General features: G+C 68.0%; 19 protein-coding genes. 11 read left to right on the top strand and 8 right to left on the bottom strand.

The window, feature by feature from the left end; translation table 11 throughout:
* Positions 1–138 precede the first annotated feature (138 nt).
* Both QLQ12_RS01315 and QLQ12_RS01310 read left to right on the top strand, forming a co-directional pair.
* A complete protein-coding gene (locus QLQ12_RS01315; RefSeq protein WP_282756537.1) occupies positions 139–1,659 on the top strand; it encodes a hypothetical protein in 1,521 nt (506 codons plus the stop codon).
* A complete protein-coding gene (locus QLQ12_RS01310; protein WP_282756535.1) occupies positions 1,629–2,228 on the top strand; it encodes a helicase-associated domain-containing protein in 600 nt (199 codons plus the stop codon). Before QLQ12_RS01315 ends, QLQ12_RS01310 begins: the two co-directional genes overlap by 31 nt.
* Positions 2,229–2,594: 366 nt before the next feature.
* On the opposite strand, the gene QLQ12_RS01305 is transcribed toward QLQ12_RS01310, so the two are convergent.
* The 3 genes from QLQ12_RS01305 to QLQ12_RS01295 form a co-directional block, all read right to left on the bottom strand.
* A complete protein-coding gene (locus tag QLQ12_RS01305) occupies positions 2,595–2,792 on the bottom strand; it encodes a hypothetical protein (RefSeq protein ID WP_282756533.1) in 198 nt (65 codons plus the stop codon).
* A 138-nt stretch (positions 2,793–2,930) separates the two neighbouring features.
* Positions 2,931–3,149, bottom strand: coding sequence for a type II toxin-antitoxin system HicA family toxin (locus tag QLQ12_RS01300; protein WP_282756531.1), 219 nt, complete (start codon positions 3,147–3,149; stop codon positions 2,931–2,933).
* A complete protein-coding gene (locus QLQ12_RS01295; protein WP_282756529.1) occupies positions 3,149–3,361 on the bottom strand; it encodes a type II toxin-antitoxin system HicB family antitoxin in 213 nt (70 codons plus the stop codon). The genes QLQ12_RS01300 and QLQ12_RS01295 overlap by 1 nt, the downstream gene beginning before the upstream one ends.
* A gap of 64 nt (positions 3,362–3,425) precedes the next feature.
* Here QLQ12_RS01295 and QLQ12_RS01290 point away from each other — a divergent pair, with 64 nt between their 5' ends.
* From QLQ12_RS01290 to QLQ12_RS01260, 7 genes are all read left to right on the top strand, one after another.
* A complete protein-coding gene (locus QLQ12_RS01290; protein WP_282756527.1) occupies positions 3,426–4,070 on the top strand; it encodes a hypothetical protein in 645 nt (214 codons plus the stop codon).
* Between the two features lie 38 nt (positions 4,071–4,108).
* The gene (locus QLQ12_RS01285) at positions 4,109–4,579 is read left to right on the top strand and encodes a helix-turn-helix domain-containing protein (protein ID WP_282756525.1); all 471 of its coding nucleotides are present in this window, start codon (positions 4,109–4,111) and stop codon (positions 4,577–4,579) included.
* A gap of 9 nt (positions 4,580–4,588) precedes the next feature.
* Entirely contained in the window at positions 4,589–5,200 is a 612-nt protein-coding gene (locus tag QLQ12_RS01280; protein ID WP_282756523.1) for a PIN domain-containing protein, read from the top strand.
* A gap of 259 nt (positions 5,201–5,459) precedes the next feature.
* On the top strand, positions 5,460–5,843 hold the full coding sequence (locus QLQ12_RS01275) for a YbaB/EbfC family nucleoid-associated protein (RefSeq protein WP_282756521.1): 384 nt from the start codon (positions 5,460–5,462) through the stop codon (positions 5,841–5,843).
* 8 nt (positions 5,844–5,851) lie between these two features.
* Entirely contained in the window at positions 5,852–6,166 is a 315-nt protein-coding gene (locus QLQ12_RS01270; protein WP_282756520.1) for a type VII secretion target, read from the top strand.
* Positions 6,163–7,356 (top strand): WXG100 family type VII secretion target, encoded by a 1,194-nt coding sequence (locus QLQ12_RS01265; protein WP_282756518.1) that lies wholly within the window; start codon positions 6,163–6,165, stop codon positions 7,354–7,356. Before QLQ12_RS01270 ends, QLQ12_RS01265 begins: the two co-directional genes overlap by 4 nt.
* Positions 7,353–7,601 (top strand): hypothetical protein, encoded by a 249-nt coding sequence (locus tag QLQ12_RS01260; protein WP_282756517.1) that lies wholly within the window; start codon positions 7,353–7,355, stop codon positions 7,599–7,601. The genes QLQ12_RS01265 and QLQ12_RS01260 overlap by 4 nt, the downstream gene beginning before the upstream one ends.
* Before the next feature lie 245 nt (positions 7,602–7,846).
* Here the strand turns inward: QLQ12_RS01260 and QLQ12_RS01255 are convergent, their stop codons facing one another.
* Genes QLQ12_RS01255 through QLQ12_RS01245 form a run of 3 tightly spaced genes read right to left on the bottom strand, consistent with a single transcriptional unit; the run spans position 7,847 to position 11,258 of the window.
* Positions 7,847–8,509: a hypothetical protein gene (locus tag QLQ12_RS01255; RefSeq protein WP_282756515.1), complete on the bottom strand. Its 663-nt coding sequence runs from the start codon at positions 8,507–8,509 to the stop codon at positions 7,847–7,849.
* Complete coding sequence (locus QLQ12_RS01250) at positions 8,506–10,938, bottom strand: hypothetical protein (RefSeq protein ID WP_282756514.1); 2,433 nt, start codon at positions 10,936–10,938, stop codon at positions 8,506–8,508. The genes QLQ12_RS01255 and QLQ12_RS01250 overlap by 4 nt, the downstream gene beginning before the upstream one ends.
* Positions 10,939–10,946: 8 nt before the next feature.
* Positions 10,947–11,258 carry a type VII secretion target gene (locus QLQ12_RS01245; RefSeq protein ID WP_282756513.1) on the bottom strand — a complete coding sequence of 104 codons (312 nt, stop codon included), beginning with the start codon at positions 11,256–11,258 and terminating at the stop codon, positions 10,947–10,949.
* A gap of 234 nt (positions 11,259–11,492) precedes the next feature.
* On the opposite strand from QLQ12_RS01245, the gene QLQ12_RS01240 reads away from it, so the two are divergent.
* Positions 11,493–12,152: a hypothetical protein gene (locus QLQ12_RS01240; protein ID WP_282756511.1), complete on the top strand. Its 660-nt coding sequence runs from the start codon at positions 11,493–11,495 to the stop codon at positions 12,150–12,152.
* A 254-nt stretch (positions 12,153–12,406) separates the two neighbouring features.
* On the opposite strand, the gene QLQ12_RS01235 is transcribed toward QLQ12_RS01240, so the two are convergent.
* Both QLQ12_RS01235 and QLQ12_RS01230 read right to left on the bottom strand, forming a co-directional pair.
* Complete coding sequence (locus tag QLQ12_RS01235) at positions 12,407–13,171, bottom strand: carboxypeptidase-like regulatory domain-containing protein (RefSeq protein WP_282756509.1); 765 nt, start codon at positions 13,169–13,171, stop codon at positions 12,407–12,409.
* Between the two features lie 28 nt (positions 13,172–13,199).
* Entirely contained in the window at positions 13,200–14,630 is a 1,431-nt protein-coding gene (locus QLQ12_RS01230; RefSeq protein ID WP_282756508.1) for a carboxypeptidase-like regulatory domain-containing protein, read from the bottom strand.
* A 271-nt stretch (positions 14,631–14,901) separates the two neighbouring features.
* Between QLQ12_RS01230 and QLQ12_RS01225 the strand changes: the two genes are divergently transcribed.
* A complete protein-coding gene (locus QLQ12_RS01225; protein ID WP_282756506.1) occupies positions 14,902–18,150 on the top strand; it encodes a DEAD/DEAH box helicase in 3,249 nt (1,082 codons plus the stop codon).
* Positions 18,151–18,231: the final 81 nt, after the last annotated feature.

Here is an 18,231-nt window from a genome sequence, read left to right as displayed (position 1 = left end):
TAGCTGGCTCGATGGCAGGCGTGGGGCAGGGCCGACACTATCCGGCGCGAGGCGTCTGCACCGGGATTCATGCGACACAATCCCTCGTTCGAGGTTCGGGACGTCGGTCACGGTCCCGCCAGCCCGTAGGTTGGCGGCGTGTCCTCTCACGCCATGCTTGCCGCCCACCTTCGTACGCTGACTGAAGACCAGCTCGCTGGCCTCGTTGCGACGCGGCGTGACGCGACCATCGAACCTGTTCCCAAGACCGTCGACAAGCTCGCCGAACGTCTGCTGCATCCCTCGTCGATGGCGGCGGCCTGCGCGTTGCTTGCCTTGCCGCAGTTGCAGGTGGGCGAGGCTGCTGCCGCACTGGGTGACTGCTGCACCACGGTGCGGCTCGCGGGGCTGTTGGGTGTACCGGAAGATGATGCGGACCTGGCGGAGGCGCTGCGGCGGCTCACGGCACTCGTTCTCGTCTGGCCGAGGGCCGGCGGCCTTGCCGCAGCTCACCTGAGCGAGATGTGGCCGCATCCGCTGGAACTCGGGGCCGGTGCCGCTGACCTTCTCGTCACGCGGAACATGACCGAGTTGCGAAAGCTGGCGAAGCTGTACGGCATTTCCGCCACGGGGCGAGGTAAAGACGAGTTGATCACGGCGCTCGCCGGTTGGCTGGCCGAGTCGGAGAATGTGCGTCGGCTCGTGGCCGAGGCGCCTGCCGAGGTCCGCGGTCAGCTCGACGACCTGGCGCGGCAGTCGGACTCTCTCTTTGGCCGGCCGGGGGTGGTGTTCGGCTCGCCCGGGATGGTGCTGCCGTGGGCTGTTGAGCGTGGGCTGCTTGTACGTTCGATGTGGAACGTCAACGAGATGCCACGTGAGGTCGCTCTTGCCCTGCGTGAGGACTTCAGGGCTCCGTTTCGGCCGCGGCCGCCGGTGATGCCGCTCGAGCCGATCGATCCGGCGCTCGTGGAGCGGGAGGCGGCGGCCGCCGCGACGGAGACTCTCGCGGCGGTCACCGCGGTGGTCGAAGCGATGAGCGCGGGCCCGGTCCCGCTGCTCAAGACGGGTGGCCTCGGTGTGCGTGAGTTGCGCCGGCTCGCGAAGGCATCCGGTCAGGACGAGGACCGTACCCGTCTGACCGTCGAACTGCTCGCGGCAGGCGGGTTGACTGAGGCATCGCAGGCCGGCCTCACACCGTCGACGGCCTACGACGGGTTCGCGGGCGCCGAGCCCGCCGACCAGTTACTCGACGTCATCAAGGACTGGCTGACCATGCCCGCCTCTCCGCTCGCGCCGCCCGATCCGACCGGGCCCTCCGCCCGCGTCCTGTACTGGGACGAGGAGGAGGAACTGATCCTGACCGGCCTGCGCGCCCTCACCATGCGTACTCTCCTCGGCGTCGTTCCGGAAGGACAATCCATCGATCCCGGCGCCCTCGCGGCACGACTGAGCTGGGAGAGCCCCGTCCTGACCGACCACAGCGACGATGACCTGGAGCGATACGTCACAGGGATCTGGCGGGAAGCGCACCGGCTGGCTCTGCTCGCCCATGGCACGGTGACCTCGCTCGCCGTGCCCTGTTCCACGGTGGCCATGAGGCCGCCCGCGGGCACGCCGAAACGATGCTGCCCCGGTCCCGCGACTCCGTCTTGTTGCAGAACGACCTCACCGCGGTGGTGACCGGCACCCCATCGGCGGGTCTTCTCACCCTGCTCGACGGCATCGCCACACCAGAAGCTCGCAGCGGGGCCTGGACCTGGCGCTTCTCTCCGGCAAGCGTCCGCGCCGCCCTCGATGCCGGGTGCGGCTCGGAGGACCTGATCGCGCGTCTCACCGAGGCGGCCGAGGGCGGCCGTGTGCCGCAGGCCCTGACCTATCTCATCGAGGACGTAGCCCGCCGGCACGGCCGGGTCCAGGTGCGTGCTGCCGGTTGCTGTCTGTGCAGCGACGACGAGACCCTGCTGACCGAGATCCTCAACACCCGCTCACTGCGGGCCCTGGCCCTGGTCCGGCTCGCCCCGACCGTACTGGTCAGCGCCAAGCCACAGGCCGACACGCTCGCCGCGCTGCGCGCGGCGGGGTATGCGCCCTCGGGCGTCCGTGCTGATGGCAGCCCGGTGATCGAGGTTCCGCAACGTCGCCGCGTCGCACCGCCGCCGCCACCCCAAGCCGATACGGGCGAGGTGTTTCCTATGCCTGCACTCGAAGATCCGGCGACGATGGCACGAAAGTTGCTCGGCCACCGCTGACTCCGGCCACGTGACGACCGCCGATATCACCCGTCATGGCGCGTCCGTATAGTCCGTGAGCTGGTCAAACGCCCCAGCAATGGGTGGCCGGGAATGACGACGGTGTGGTTCGCATGGTGCCACGTCCAGCCCACGTTGATCTTGCATGTGAACCACAGCCCAGTGGCCGGGCTGTGGTTCCCTACGGCTTGGCCCTGTGCAGCCGCTGATGAACGAGCCGACGGCGATCGTGCTGGGTTGGGAGTGGGGCGTTGATGCTGGCGGCGAATGACGGTGCCTCGTGATGCGCGGGATGCTTCAGATAGCGGCAGTCACATGATCGCCCGTTGCCGATCTCGGAGTCGAGATGGGGCAGCCTGGCTCTTATCACCGCATGGAGACGTTCACGAGTGAGGCAGCGCCGGATGAGTCCGGGGACGGGACGCCATATCGCTCGCCGTACCTATCCTCGTACCACACAAGGCCAGCCCACTTGGTCAGCGTCTTCCGCGCTTTCTCGGGCCGGTGGAGGACGTCGTGTTCGAAGCGTTGTAGTTCAACGTCCGAGAGCGCATCGAAGGTCATTATCGCGAGAGTAAGGGTCGCGTTCCAGTGGGGACCGCGTCGGCTGGATGTGCGGGAGCGGTTGACCTCTTGATCGTCTTGCTGGATCGGCCTCCGAGCGCCGCGGTTGCGGTGCATCCGTCCTGGGAGAGGACGAGATCAGGGGGCGAGTTGGTCGATCGTCATGCCGACGTCGTTGAGAATGCCGCGCAGGGTTCCTTTGGCGACGTCGCGGTTGCCGTGCACTGGCAAGGTGGTTCCACGTCCGTCCGGGTGTCGCATGATGTGGTGGCTGCCGGCCACTCTTGCGACCTTGAAGCCATGCCGCTCCAATGCGCGGACGATGCGGGTGCCGGAGAGGGATGGAAGCGGAGGCATCAGGCCGCGACGGTGATGGAGAGCTCGCGAGGTACGCCGAACTCCTCAATGAGGCCGGTCAGCGCCTCGCGGAGATCCTCGAGTGCGGCTTCCTCGGTGTCGCCTTCGCCGTGCGCGCCCAGGCCAGGGCGCAGTTGGGCGTGGGCGCACCACACGCCGTCCTCGTCGCGCTCCACGACGACCGGCACCGTTATCGTGCGAGATTCGGCCATGTGGCCACCCTAGCGCGGTTCGGCGATCAGTGGTCAGCCTACTCCGGCCGCGATTTTCTGCCCCGTGAGCTGGTCAACGTCCTGGCAGCGGGTCAACGGCGACGACGGTCAAGTGGTTCGCATTGTGCAACGTCCGGCCCACGTTCATCTTGCATGCGAACCACAGTCCAGTGGTTCGCTGTCGTCGGCTGCTGGCGAAGCGCCGAAGGTGGTTCTCTGTCCTGCGCGGGTGCCTTCGCTCAGTGATGCCGAGCTCGATGCCTTGGTTGCCGAGGCGGTTGTGGACTGCTACGACGAGCATGAGCAGCTCAGTGGCCTGTTTGCCATGATTGAGGGCGATCTGGCGGTGCCGTTCGAGGCCGAGGTTCTCGGGGTGGCGGTGGTGGTCCGGAAGGTGGATCTGCGCTCGTCGGGGATCGTGGCGAGCTGCCATCGTGAGGCGAAGGTCGGCGACGGGATCCTGGTCATCGGCACCACGCCGTTCATCGGCGAGGGTTTCGACGCACCCGTACTCGACACCTTGTTCCTGGCCGGGCCGATCTCCTTCGACGGCCTCCTGGTCCAGTGCGCCGGCCGGGTCATCCGAGCGGCGTCCGGCAAGGACGTCGCGGAGGTACACGACTACCACGACCCGGCGACGCCGATTCTTGCCGTTTCGCTGCAGCGCCGTATGCCCGGGTACCGGGCACTGGGCTTCGTCAGGCCGTAGCAAGTTTCGGATTTTTCGAATAGAGGTACTCTGGCTTCATGTCGAGCACACTGCGTGAACGGACCGTTCTGCCACCCGAAAACCCCGCCGACCTGGTGCGCTTCGCGCGCGGTCTGGCCGAGGCCCAGACTCCCGCCCTAGCGAAGCTGGTGGGCCCGGACGGATCGCAGCTCGACATCCCGGCCGAGCTCTACGAACTACTGCGCGACGTCGTCGGCGCCCTGTCCCAGGGCATGGCCATCTCGATCGCCCCGCACAACACGATGCTGACCACCCAAGAAGCCGCTGACCTGCTCAACATCTCACGACCCACGCTGGTCCGCCTGCTCACCGACGGCGAGATCCCGCACAGCCTGCGCGGCCGGCACCGACGAGTCCTGCTGCGTGACATCCTCGACTACTCCGAACGCACCCGCACCGAACGCCGCCGAGCACTGGACCAGATGGCCGCCGATGCCGAGGACGACGACCTGTACGAGATCACCCTCGACTCCCCGCCGTCGAGGTGACAACCCGTCATGGTGGCGTTCCCCGCGTTCCTTGACACCTGCGTGTTCTACCCGGCCTACCTGTGCGACACGCTGCTTCGCCTCGCCGAAGCCTCCGCGTACCGGCCGCTCTGGTCGGCCGACATCTTCGTCGAACTTCGTCGCAACCTCATAGCGCGTGGGCTACCAGCGGATCGGGTCGATCGGCGGCTCGGCCAGATGAGCCGGTCATTCCCCGACGTCCCGGTCACTGGCTACGAGTCACTCATCGACGGTATGACGAACCACCCGAAGGACCGGCACGTTCTGGCTGCCGCCGTACGCGCCAATGCCGAAGTCATCGTCACCTTCAACCTCAGCGACTTCCCCGAGCCGGCCCTCAAGCCCTACGACATCGCAGCCATCCACCCCGACGACTTCCTCCTCGACCAACTCGATCTCTACCCCGGCTTGACCATGGACGTTCTCCGCCACCAAGCCGCGTCCTATCGGCGAGCGCCGAACACCGTGCCGGAAATCCTTGTCCTCCTACAGCGCACCGGCGTGCCCAGATTCGCGGCTGAAGTGCGACGCCATCTAGATCTCCCGGCCTGGTGGCGCACCCGTCCGAGGCGGCTGAAGGCGGGTATAAATCATGGCTAACGGGCTGGCCGAATACCCCTTGAACTGGCCAAACGCCCCGGCAGTGAATCGCCGGTGACGATGATCGGGTGGTTCGCATGGTGCAACGTCCGGCCCGCGACATGCTCGTCGAATGGAGTTTTCGCGCGAACCGAGAGTGGTTCGGCCGGCTGGGTGGGATCCCGAGGACGGGCCGCGCTCGGCGCCTCGGGTTCGGGTGTCTTCTCCCTCTGGCGTGGTGTCGATAGCGTGTGCTGGACGTCGATGAAGGTGGGACTCAGTGGAAGATGCCGATGCTGCGGAGGAGTGGCTGGATTCGTGGGCGTCGCAGGTGCACGCGCAGGCTGAACGTAGTGTCGAGTTGTCGCGGCGGGTGGCCGCGCTGACCGGTTCGGCGGAAGGCCGTGACGGGGCTATCCGGGTGACGGTGGGCTCGTCCGGCCAGGTGGAACTCCTTGAGCTGGACGACCGGGTGCATGCGGTGTCCGGGCCGCAGTTGGGCCGGGAGATCGTGGCGGTGATGCGACGGGCACAGGCCGTCTTGTCCGCGAAGGTGGCCGAGCAGGTGCAGGCGACGGTCGGCGCGGACAGCGAGGCCGGCCGGGCGGTGATCGACTCGTTCGAGGCCAGGTTCCCGGCGCCGGACGGACGCGACGGCCGATGAGTGCGGTGATGCGGTTTCCGGCCGCAGTTGTCCGGCAGCACGCCGGCGCGGTCAGTGAGGCCGCCGATCAGATGGCCGTGGCCCGGTCGGCGGTGCGCGAGGTGAGCATGGATCATCAGGCGTACGGGGAGATCTGCCAGTTCCTGCCAGGCATGTTGAGTCCCCTGTTCAGTGGCGCTGTGGACATCTTGAACGGCGCGGTGGACGCCTTGTCCGAGACGGCGCTGAAGCTACGTGCCACCGCGGCGTCGATGGAAGCGGTTGATGTCGACAGCGCCGGCCGGTTGACCGAGGTGGGCCGAGGGCCTGAGTTGCCGTTGTGAGCGGCAATCCGCTGGTCGCGGAGGCGCAGAGTTCGACGACCTGGTCCACCGGGCTGGGGTTGGCCGAGGACGCCCGGCAGGTCAGCGACGGCATCCGGAACAACAGTTGGGTCGATGCCACGCTCGGCGGGGTAGGGGGCAGTCTCGACGTCCTGGCGGTGGCGGTCGATCCGCTCGGCTCGTTGATGGCGTGGGGTGTCGGCTGGCTGTTGGAGCATGTCAAGCCGCTCAAGGATGCCCTTGACTGGCTTGCCGGCAAGCCGGACGAGATCGCCGCGCACGCGGCAACCTGGCGCAACGTCTCAGCGTCCGCTGCCGGAACCCATCAGCAGTACGCGGCCGCGGTCCGGACACAGACCGCCGACTGGTACGGCGCGTCCGGCGACGCCTACCGCGCCCACGCAAACGAACAACTCGCCGTGGTCGACGGGATCGCGACGGTGACGAACGCGATCTCGTACGCCGTCGAAGGCGCCGGCCTTCTGGTCGGGCTGGTCCGTGAGATCGTGCGGGACCTGATCGCCCAGTTCGTCGCGACCCTCGCCGTACGGCTGCCGCAGTGGCTGGCCATGGAAGGCGTCACGCTGGGCCTGGCCACCCCGGTGGTGGTCGGCCAGGTGGCAGCGTTGGTGGCCAAGTGGGTGAACCGGATTCAGCACTTCATCCGGGCACTGCTCAACAGCCTGCGCCGCCTGAACGGCAAACTCGACGAACTCACCGGCATACTCGACCGCCTCAAACAGCTCCTGGGGCGACTCAGCCGCACCGACCCGGCAAGCTCCGCACCACCTCGTGGCGTCAGCTTGTACTCGCGAGCCGGCGCATTGTCGAATCGTGAGGTTCTCGATCAGGATGTCGGTTTGCCGCGAACTGCGGACACCGTCCAGCATTTTGCCGAAATGGCCGGCGTTGATTTTCGGGGAGTGCCTGTCGAAGTCGTCGAGAGCGCGGACGATATCGCTTACCTGGATTTCCAGGGTGCTGTGGCCAGGACTGACTCGCTCGGCGTCCAGCTAGGCCCTGCTGCATTCCAGGACGAGGAGACACTGGTGCGGACGCTCGGACATGAAAGCGTGCACGTCCGCCAGCACGAGGAAGGCCGGATCACGACCATGACCGGGCCGTTGGAGGATGAGGCATACGAGGCTGAGGAAAGTTTCGTCGAGACATGGAGGAGGAACCGCACATGACCCGGCTCACCATCGAGCGAGTGCACCGCTTGTCGAGCCGCCCTTGGCTGTTCGTCACCGGGCAACTGGAGGGTGACGCTCTACGCATCGGCGACGAACTCACGGTCTTGGACGATGGCTCGCCCTCCGGCCTTGCGGTGGTGAGATCCATCGAACTGCACGCCGCATCGTCGAAGACCACGGTCGCCGTTGACGCAGACGTCGTTGACTCCGTTCGGGAAGGCGCGGTCCTGGCCCGGAAGTGACTAGCCTAGATGCGTCGTCAGCAATGTCTTCGGCATCGCCGTAGAGCCTGATTGCGGTGGGCGTATGAAGATCGGCCGGTGGTGTCCGTTGACGCGGTACGGCGGGGTGGTCTCCCTCGGTTGCGGGTGGCTGACGCAAGGGCATGGACCGGCGTACGGCGGCTTACCTGCCGCGGCCCGTGCCAACGGTGTCCCAGCGGCATCGACACGTCGCACCGCCCTCGTAGGTGGTCCGGCCTCGGGTGTCAGGGCTGGTGCTGAGCCCACTTCGTGCACTCCGCGCCGTACTGCGCCTCGCGGTCGACAGCGTTGTCGATCAGGCTGTCGGTGAGCCAGCGGCGTTCGCCGTCGCCGGTCTGCTCGTGTTTCAACACGTACGATTCGAGGTTCGCGCGGTCCTTGCGGACCCCGGGCTCGTCATCGGCGTCGCGCCAGTGGCCGCGGTCGGTGCAGAAGGTCACCCTCACCTGGTCCGGGCCGGTCTTCTCGACGCCCATGGTCTTCACCCAGATCGGGCCGCTCGACGGCTCCTCGTTGTTCGTGACGTCAGCGAACGGCGCCAGGGACTGCTGGTAGAACCTGTCGGTGAAGAGGAGCCGTCCGATTGGGATGATCGAAGTCCAGTCTGTCGAACTCCCCTCCCAGTACCAGAACGCCAGACTCCGCCGGGCGGCTAGGACCTCCTCGGTGTCCGCTGTCTGAGACAGGTCCCAGATGATCGGCGCGTTTTCGGGCCCGGCCATCGGCAGCCGCCGGTACGCCTCCTCGAAAGTCATCGACGACGGGGCCGCACCGCTCGGCACGCCCGATGCGGACGCACCCACGTTCGTGGGCTCGTCGGAATCAGTACAACCCGCCGTCGCCAGGGCCACCGTCACGGCGACGATCGCCGCAGCGCGTATCTTCACTTGGGTTCCCCGTCCTTCCAGTCGGTCAGGAGACCTTTGGTCCACTCATAGCCGTTCTGGTAAGAGTCTCCGGCTTGGGCGGCGGCGTTACCCACCGTGCTCTGGCCCGCCCCGCCCTTGTAGGTTCGCCAATCCCGGTAATCCTCGTCGCCCCACTCGCTCACCGGCTTCGGGCGGCCGTCCTGGATCAGGCCGTCCGGCAGGCCTTCGAGTTTGCCGCTGTTGTAGAGCGCCACCTCGGTGAGGTCGACCGCGGTGGTCCGGCCGGCGCCGAGCATGGTGCCGACCTCGTAGGTCGCCCGGCCGTGGTTGTCGACCTTCGCCCCCTCCTCGAGATCCTCCATCACATCGCCGACGATCGCGGTGGTCAGGTCGCTGAGGCCGGGGACCTTGGACGTCATCGCGCCCACGGCTCCTTCGGCCAGCGGGCCGACGACCCTGTACCGGTTCTCGACGCTCGTGTTGTGTTTCTCGTCCAGTTCGGCGCTTGTCGCATGGTGGGCCTCGGCGGCACCGAAGTCGAGTGCGCCGAGCACGCTGCCATAGTTGTGGGCGACGACCTCCATCGCACGCAGGTTGCCGTTGATGTCGTCGTTCGGATTCTGCCTGCCGGAGAGGATCTCGTCGTACTTGGCGGCGGCGTACACCGCCTCGGCGTTGGCGACCGTCTGGTGCGCGCCTTCGTCCTTGCCGATGTCGGCCAGGAAACGGGTGAGATCGGTACGGTTGACGTTGATGGACTCATCCGTCACCGGTCGTCCGTCGGCGATGTTGTGATTCACGTCGACGATGTACGCCGACACGATGTTGCCCATCGAGTCACGCAACTCCGGGCGGATCAGATTGTTCTTCGCGAACTCCACGGTCTCGCCGCCCTTGGTCGAATCCTCACGGTTGGCGTAACCCCTGGCCTGCTCGTCGGCGCTGGTCTCGAAGATGATCGACTCGACGAGACGTCGTGCGTCCGGCCCGGGAGTGTCGGTCGTGGCGCGTTCGAGAGCGATGCCGAACCTGTCGAGGGCGCCGTTGCGGTAGTCGTCGCCGTTCTTCATCAGCTCGGCCGTCCAGCCGGGTCCGCCGGGGACGTCGGCGGTCGCGTCCCACTCCCGGTCGGTGAGCAGGTAGTCGAGCCGGGGCAGCCGGCCGCCGTCGGGGCCGTCGCTGGTGTAGTGGGTGACGCCGGTGAGAAGGTCCCGGGTGGCGTCACCGTTGCGCGACAAAGCGTCCATCAGGGCGTTCACCGGGTCGTAGCCGGCTGGCGCCAAGTTGTCGTCGTGGTCCTGAGCCCAGTCGAGGCGAAGGTTCTCCCCGCGTGCCTCGGTCCACAGGGCGCTGTCCTTGCCCTGCTCCATCTCGAAGTCGACGATGTCCCCGCCGACGGTGGACAGGAACCCGGCGTCGTAGCCGCCGCTGTGCAGCAGCGGACCGAGCAGCTGGTAGCCGTAGACATCCTCCACGAACCGTGCTGGGCTGGAGGGATCGCCGATGTCCATCTTGCTGCGCCCGGCGGTCATCAGGTCGGTGACCCACTGACTGGACAGCTCGTACGCGCCGGGAATGTAGGTCTCGCCGCGCAGGCCGGTCGTGGCGCCGGTCTCCGTGGTCGCGGTTGCCAGCATCACCCCGAGGCCGTTCTGCAGATCCCGCACGATGTCGGCGGTGTCGCGACTGAACAGCACGTCGTCGGTGTCTCTTCCGGGCCGGTCGAGCTGGTACGTCGCCAGCGTGCCGCTGAGCTCCAGTAGGCCCTTGGGCCCCAGAGCGCTGAGGACGTCGTGGGCGAAGACCTTGTCCTTGCCGTACGTCTCGATCAGGTCTCGCAGCTCGCCGAGTTCCGCGGCGGTGGGCTGGTACGTCGGGTCCTTGAGCTTCTGCGCCAGCTCGGCAGCTCGGGAGATCGCGCCGGGTGGGCTGGTCCCGAAACCGGCTTGGGCCGATGGCACGTTGTCATTGATGAGGCCGGCCGTCGAGTCGTCCTGCGCCCGTGCGTACTCCACGATGGAACGAAGGTCGTTGAGGAGCGCGCCGGTCTCCCGGCCGGTCCGGTCCAGGTTGCCACCCATGTACGCGGCCGCGGGCGCGGTGATCGTGACGGCCGCCGTGTCCACGCTGTATCCGGCCTGCCGGGCGGCCGCAACGATGCTCTCGGCCTGCTGCCGCAGCGCGCTCATGGCGTACGCATGCTGATCCATCGCCTCCCGGATACGCTTCGCCGGGTAGTAGGTGTTGCTCACCGCAGCGCGCTGCGCGGTGGCCTCCTGGGCCGCGGCCGCTGAGCCCGCTCCGTCCGGCCAGGCGTAGGATAGATCGCGGGTGCCCCGGATCATCTGATCCGTGGCATCGTCGATGCCCTGCGCGAGTCGCTGCCATCGGTCCGCAGCCGCATGCCAGGAAGTGACGTCGAACGACAGCAGGGTCTGTAGCGTCATCTCGCTCATCAGAACCCCGGCGATCCGCTGGGCCGCAACTCGTCCGCACCGGCCTGGTCTGTCGCCTGGTAGCTGTCGGCGGCTCTCGTCATCTTCCGGCCGAGCTGATCCACCTGGACGGTCAGCCGATTGAGGCTCGTCAGCCACGCCTTCTCCGCGGCCCGCGCTGCCGTTGCTGCCGCAGAACCGGGCTCAGCCGGGGGAGCGAGGCCCGGTCCGGTCGCCTTCACCGTCTCCCGCAACGTCGCGGCGGCATCGATGACATCCCTGCCCATGACACGCAGGGCCACCACATCAACCCTCAGCAGGTCAGGTTGCATCGATGTCCTCCTCTGCGCGCGCGAGTCGCGTCTCTACAGGGAGGTACGCCGACATCGATGATCCGGTTCGCCGCGCCGGTCCACATTCTGCGTCCGCTACCCGACATCGGCGCCGGGATGGCTACGCGGCGGTCAGCAGCCCTGCGCCACGACGGCGACGACGAGGGCCCGTAGCCGACCCGGTGGTTAGCTCAGCGTCGGTGAACGGCGCGTCGGGTCCGATACGGTGGTTTTGTGGCGGGTATCGATGCGAAGGCTCGGCGGCGGATCAGCCGGACGTGGCAGGAGTTGTTTCCCGGGTTCGAAATCTGGCGGCCGATGCGTCTTCTGCGCCGTATCGGGCCGATTCTCCAGGGCGTTGCCCTCGCTCAGGTGCCGGGCCGCGTCGAGTACTTCCCGACCGCACATGTGCACCCGCTAACGATGAACTTCCCGGGAATCTCGCTGAGTCTGGGGCATAGGCTCTCCGGATGGCGCGGCGTCGATGAGAGCGTGTCGTCCACGGCCGACGAGGACGCAGTCCGGGATGCGGCTGATCGTTTGCGCGCTCAGTCGCCGTTGCCGCTGGGCCGGATTCCTGCCCTGGATGAGGTATTGGCCGCCTACCGGGATCACCTGCTTTCGCAACCTATCTCGATACGCGGGCCGAGTCATGACGTGGAACAGTTGCTCGCCCTCGCCAGGTTCAGCCCGTCGAAGCAGGTCATGGCGGCTCAAGCGGAGTTCGTCGAGGAATTGTCGAAATCGTGGCGCTATCGGCCCGACGGCGTCCACGGCCGCGACGAATGCCTGCGACGGACCCTGGCTCAGGTCCCGGATCGAATGACCCTTCAATCGATCGTCGATGATCAAGCGGTGAGGTTGAAGGTCGTCAGTCTCAAGTTCGTTGAGTAGCTCTGACGTAAAGGCTCAAGCGGCTCCGCGCCGTCTCCCGAGCGATATCCGATCATCCGCACCATCGTGCGCCAGGCTGCTGAGCGGCAGCGCGAGTTGCGAAACGACGGATACAAAGAGTTCGCATCGGCCGCATCCGGCCTCGGTGGCATACGGTCCGCGTGGCTTCGGATCGGGTGTCGCCGCGCCGCACGGGACTTCATCCGGGACGGGGCGGGACGGGGGCGAACCGGATTGGTCCGCCCCGTGGGCGCCTAACCGAGTGTCAGATTCGGTTTCTTCGTGCCGCCGGGGCCGGCGTTGTACGAGTCGAAGGTCCCCATCTGGTCGCCGGTAGCCGCGTTGAACGCGTGGATCCGCCACGTCGCGCCGGCTGGTGCGGTCACTGCTCCCGTCAGGGTCGAGCCGGCCACCGGGGTGAGGTCGTAGGTGGTGGTTCCGGACGGGCGCACGGTCACCGTCTCGGCCCGGAAACAGTTGCCGCCGTGCCCCGACCACTGCTGCGGGTAGCCGGCGCCGCTGAAGAGCAACGGCCACGCGTACGGGTCGAGGCCGGTGATCGTGTAGCGGCCCTGAGCGTTGGTGTCGGTGTCCCACGCCGGACCGGCGTCGCCCCAGGCGCTCCACGCCACGTTTATCCCGGACAGCGGCTTGCCGGCCGCTTCGGTGACCACGCCGGTGATGGTGCCGGCCTTGTCGAGCAGCACGGCCGGCGCCGTCACAGTCTTGCCCGGCATGACCTTGATGCGGGCCGCTGCCTGCTGGTCGCCGTAGCCGGTGGGCGCGGCCGCATACATCTCGTAGGTGCCGGCGGCCACGCTGCCCGAGGTCGCCTTGCCGGGGCCGTCGGTGCAGTCGCCGTAACCGTCCGGCAGGCCTCCGTGGCCGAGCACCTCGAACACCGGGCACACGCGGCCGACGGCGGCGCCGCTGACCCGGTCGGTGGCCGTGAACGAGACCTTGCCGCCGAGCGTCAGCTTGACCGTCGCCGTGGTGGTCTCGCCGGGTGTCAGCCTCACCGGCTGGTAATCGGAGGCGAGGTAGTAGCTAGCTACCCTCGCCCGGGGTGGCCGCCATCTGGTAGCTGCCGCCCGGCAGGTCGGTGACGGTGGTCAGGCCGCCGGTGGTCGCGCAGCCGGAGCCGTCGCCGGGCGAGGTGATCCAGACGCAGCAGTCGTCGACCGGGGCGCCGGTGGCGGCGTCGACCGCGTTCACCACCAGGGTGGCGCCGGGCAGCCAGGTGTCATCGACGGTGATGTCGCCGCCGCCCGGAACCGGGATCAGCGTGGCGGTGTCCTCGGTGCTCTTGCCGTACGCCCATTGGCTGCGCCCGCCGTCGGGACCGACGAAGGAGACCCGGTAGTCGCCCGGGGTGACGTCGCGCACCGTCCAGGCACCGTCGGCGCCGGTGGTGGCGTTCGCCTGGACCCAGTTGTCGGTGCTGACGAGGGCGACCGTGACCTGGTAGCCCGCCTTGGGACTGCCGTCGCCGCCGGTCAGCGTGCCGTGCACGGTGGCCGGGAGAGGCCGGGTGTCGTCGATCGTGGTCTGCTGACCCGCCACGACGGTGAACTCCCGGGCGTTGGCCGGATCGGCCGTGCCGGGCACGTAGATCTCGGGACCGTCGCCGGCCGTGTAGGGCACCGTGTAGTCGCCGCCGGCCAACGCCTCGCCGAGCGAGTAGTCGCCCTCGGCCTCGGTGGTGGCCCAGCCGACCTGGTCCTGGCCGCGGCACAGGGTGACGCGCGTGTCAGCCAGCGGCGACCCGTCGCTCGTGGTCAGGTGGCCGCCGACCGTGCCGGTCGGGAGCTTGTGGTCGTCGACGGTGATGGTCTGACCCGCCGTGACGGTGACGGTGGTCGCGGCGTCCTCGTCGGCGGCCTGGACGGCCCACTGCAGAGCGCTGTCCCACTTGACAGAGACCTTGAACCACTGCAGAGCGCTGTCCCACTTGACAGAGACCTTGAAGGTGCCCGGCAGCGCCTCGATCGCATAGGCACCCTGCTCGTCGGTGCTGCTGTTGAGCCATGTCCGCGAGTCGATGCCCGTGGCGGTGACGTTCGCGTAGGGCACCGGCGCGCCGCTGAAGTGCCCGGCGATGGTGCCGGTGGCAGGCTGTTTCTCGTCGACCGTGAGGGTGCCGCCCGCGGCGAGCGGGTAGGTCGTGGCCTGCTCCTGGTCAGTGACGCCCGGAGACCAGTGTTCGAGGCCGTTGCTGTTGAACTGAGGCTGTATGCCTCCGGCGGGCAGGCTGGTGAGGCGGTAGCCCCCTGCGGAGTTCGTCGTCGTGTCCTTGAGCCGGTCGCCCTCGACCGAATAGGCGGTGACGCTGGCGTTGGCGATCGGTATGCCGGTGCTGGTGGTGAAGACGCCCTGGACCGTGCCGGTGGCGGCGAGGGCCGGCGCGGCGAAAGCCCCCGCGGCCAGCATCCCGACGGCGACGGCATATCCAAGACGAGCCAGACGGATGCGGCTCATCGGTTCCCCGTGTGTCGTGCGTGGGGGGATCCTAGCGTTCATCGGTACATGGAACTTCGCGCCTGTCACCGCAGTTCGGGGGCCGCTTCGACCGCACCGTGAGCGGGGACGCCGTGCCGCGATCACAGCACGAATCATCCCGAGGACCGGCACGTTCCGGCCGCGAACGATAGCGGGCGTGGCCGGCCGGACGTCCCTCATATTGAGTACGCAGCGTGCGGCGTTTCTGCCGGCCCGTCTAGAGTTGCCCCGGACTCGGCGAAGGGCGACGATGGCGAAGTTGGTCTTGTCTCCGGACGAAGCGATTCTCTGCGAGTTGGCCGGGGTCCGCGTCTTTCTCCGAGCGCGAGCAGCACTGGCCGACGGGCAGATCGTCAACCCTACGATCGGCCCCTCGGGGACGGCGGTCGGCGAGGTCCGCGACGGTGGGGTGGTGACCGGCGAGGTCGTCCCCGGTCCCGAGCCCGCCTTGAACGGCTTCTGCACCTGTGCCGATGCGGAGTGCGTACATCTGATCGCGTTGATGATCGCCGTTCAGCGGGACGAGCGGGCGATGAGCGCACCGGCACCGGCACCGGCGCCGGCACAGCGGCGGCCGAAGGCCGGCCGATGGGAATCGAAGCTGTCGGCATGGGTACGTGACCTGGCCGGCACACCACCGCTCCCGCAGCCTTCGGAGCCGAGGATCGGCCTGCAGTTCGAGCTGGTGGAAGCCTACCTTCCACGGGTTCGCCGGACAGGGCGGCGAGTCTCGATACGCCCGGTGGTGCCGGGCCGTAAGGGCTGGGTACGCACCGGAATCAGCTGGCACTCGCTCGGCTACGCCGGGGGACGCTCGCCGGACCTCGAACATCACCGCCGGCTGCTCACCGAGATCGTCACACTGTCCGGCTCCCACTCGCACTACTACAGCGGCGCCGGCGCGAACATCTACCTCGACGAGTTCGGCAGCCGACGGATCTGGGACCTGTTGGCGGAGGCGCAGGAATCCGGCCTGCCGCTGGTGCAGCACGGCAAGAACGCCCGGCCGGTGGTCGTGGCAAGCCGCCCGGCGCGGGTGTCGATGCAGGTGAACAACGTCGACGATGACCTGTCGCTGCAAGCCGTGCTGCAGGTCGACGGCATATCGGTCGACGTGGAGACCACTCTCTTCGTTGGCGAGCCGGCGCACGGCATCGCATCGTGGAGCGGGGACGGCACAGCGGAGCCGGCTGAGCCGGTCTTGCGGCTGGCTCCGCTGGCCCGTCCGTTGCCGCGCGCGGCACGCAAGGCCTTGACGGCGCCGGGAATCCACATTCCCGGCGAGCAGCGGGAGCGGTTCTTCGCCGAGTTCTACCCGAGCCTGGTGCGGCAGGTGGAGGTCGTGCCGGCCGGACCAGCCGTGAGTCTGCCTCAGGTGGGTGCTCCGACACTGACGGTGACGTTGAGCGCGGAACGCCGGCATCATCTCCGGTTGCGCTGGGAATGGGTGGTCGAGGTCGGTGGTGGGCGGCACGGCGAGCCGCTCTGGTCACCGAAGCTGCTGGACGAGCAGGCCGATCTCGTACGGCGGGTGGCTGATCTCGCCGGCCCCCGCCTGCCCGGTCTGCTGGAATCCGGCCCGCGGGGACCCCGGCTCGCCGCGGAGTCGGCGCTGAGCGGCGACGCCATGATCCATTTCCTGAGTATGGTGCTCCCCGAGGTGGCCGGCCTCGGTGTGTCCGTGATCCAACCGGACGACTGGGATCTGCGGGAAACCGACGCGGCGGCGGTCATCACGTTCACCGGTGCCGCACAGGCGGGCGAGCAGGACTGGTTCGACCTGTCGGTTCGCGTCGAGGTGGGCGGCGAGCAGGTCGACTTCCAGGCGCTCTTCGTCGCGCTCGCCCAGGAGCAGGAGTACCTGATCCTGCCCACCGGTGTCTACTTCGGCCTGGACCGGCCGGAGTTCCGGCAACTGCGCGAACTGATCGCCGAGTCCCGCGAACTCACCGACAGCCCACCGGGCGTGCTGCGGGTCGGCCGGTTCCAGGCCGGCGTCTGGGACGAGCTGGGCGAGCTGGGCGAGTTGGCCGGTCAGGCGGCGGATTGGCAGCGTACGGTGGCCACGCTGAGCCAGTCGGGCGTGCTCCTCGAGCAGCCGGTGCCCACCGGGGTGCGCGCCGAGCTACGCCCGTACCAGCAGGAGGGCTTCCGCTGGCTGGCGGCACTGCACGACAACGGCCTCGGCGGCATCCTCGCCGACGATATGGGCCTCGGCAAGACGCTGCAGGCGCTCGCCCTGCTGTGCCATGCCCGCAAGCGCGGCCGCTTCCTGGTGGTGGCGCCGGCCAGTGTCGTGCACAACTGGGCGGCCGAAGCGGCCCGCTTCACCCCGGACCTCGAGATTCGGGCGATCACCTCGACCGCGGCCCGGCGAGGCGCCGGTTTGGCGGAGACGATCGGACAAGCCGACGTCGTGGTCACGTCGTACACCCTGTTCCGTCTGGAGTACGACGACTACGCGGTGCTGGACTGGGCCGGCCTGCTGCTCGACGAGGCACAGTTCGTGAAGAATCCGCAGTCGCAGGCGTACAAATGCGCCCGCCGCCTTCCGGCACCGTTCAAGATCGCCATCACTGGTACGCCGATGGAGAACAACCTGGCCGAACTGTGGGCGCTCTGTTCGATCGTGGCCCCGGGTCTGTTCCCCCGGCTCGACCGATTCACCGAGTACTACCGCCATCCGATCGAACGCGAACGGGACCGGGAGCGGCTGGCCCAGTTGCGCCGGCGGATCCGCCCGCTGGTGCTGCGCCGCCGCAAGAGCGAGGTGGCCGCCGAGTTGCCGGCCAAGCAGGAACAGACGATCGAGGTCGATCTGTCGCCCAGGCATCGCCAGGTCTACCAGCGGTACCTGCAGCGTGAGCGGCAGAAGGTGCTCGGCCTGCTGGGCGACCTGGAGAACAACCGTTTCGAGATCTTCCGCTCGCTGACGCTGCTGCGGCAGGCCAGCCTGGACGTGGCGCTGGTCGGCGAACAGCACCGCGCGGTCTCCTCGACCAAGCTCGATCTGCTCGTGGAGCAACTCACTGACATCGTCGCGGAGGGGCACCGCACCCTGGTGTTCAGCCAGTTCACCCGCTTCCTCGGCGGCGCCCGCGACCGGCTGGAGCAGGCCGGCATCACGTGCGCGTATCTGGACGGCGCCACCCGCGACCGTAAGCGGGTGGTCGAGGATTTCAAGACTGGCGCCGCGCCGGTGTTCCTGATCAGCCTGAAGGCCGGCGGGTTCGGCCTGAACCTGACCGAGGCCGACTATTGCATCCTGCTCGACCCGTGGTGGAACCCCGCGACGGAGGCGCAGGCAGTGGACCGGGCCCACCGGATCGGGCAGACCCAAAACGTGATGGTCTATCGCCTGGTAGCGCGGGACACCATCGAGGAGAAGGTGATGGCATTGCAGGCGCGCAAAGCCGAACTGTTCGCCGGGGTGATGGACGGCGGGGAATTCGCCTCCGGCGCGCTCACGGCCGCCGACATCCGCGACCTCCTCGATTAGTCCTGCGGCAGGATAGGCTCGTTGACTCGCTGCGAGCACCGGTTCCACAACCGACGCCGCGGCGGATGAGCGGCCACGTGA

The sequence above is a fragment of the Actinoplanes sandaracinus genome (genome assembly GCF_030009775.1).
GTDB lineage: Bacteria > Actinomycetota > Actinomycetes > Mycobacteriales > Micromonosporaceae > Actinoplanes > Actinoplanes sandaracinus.
Note: the sequence above shows the minus strand (reverse complement) of the source record. Positions and strands in the feature narration are given on the sequence as shown.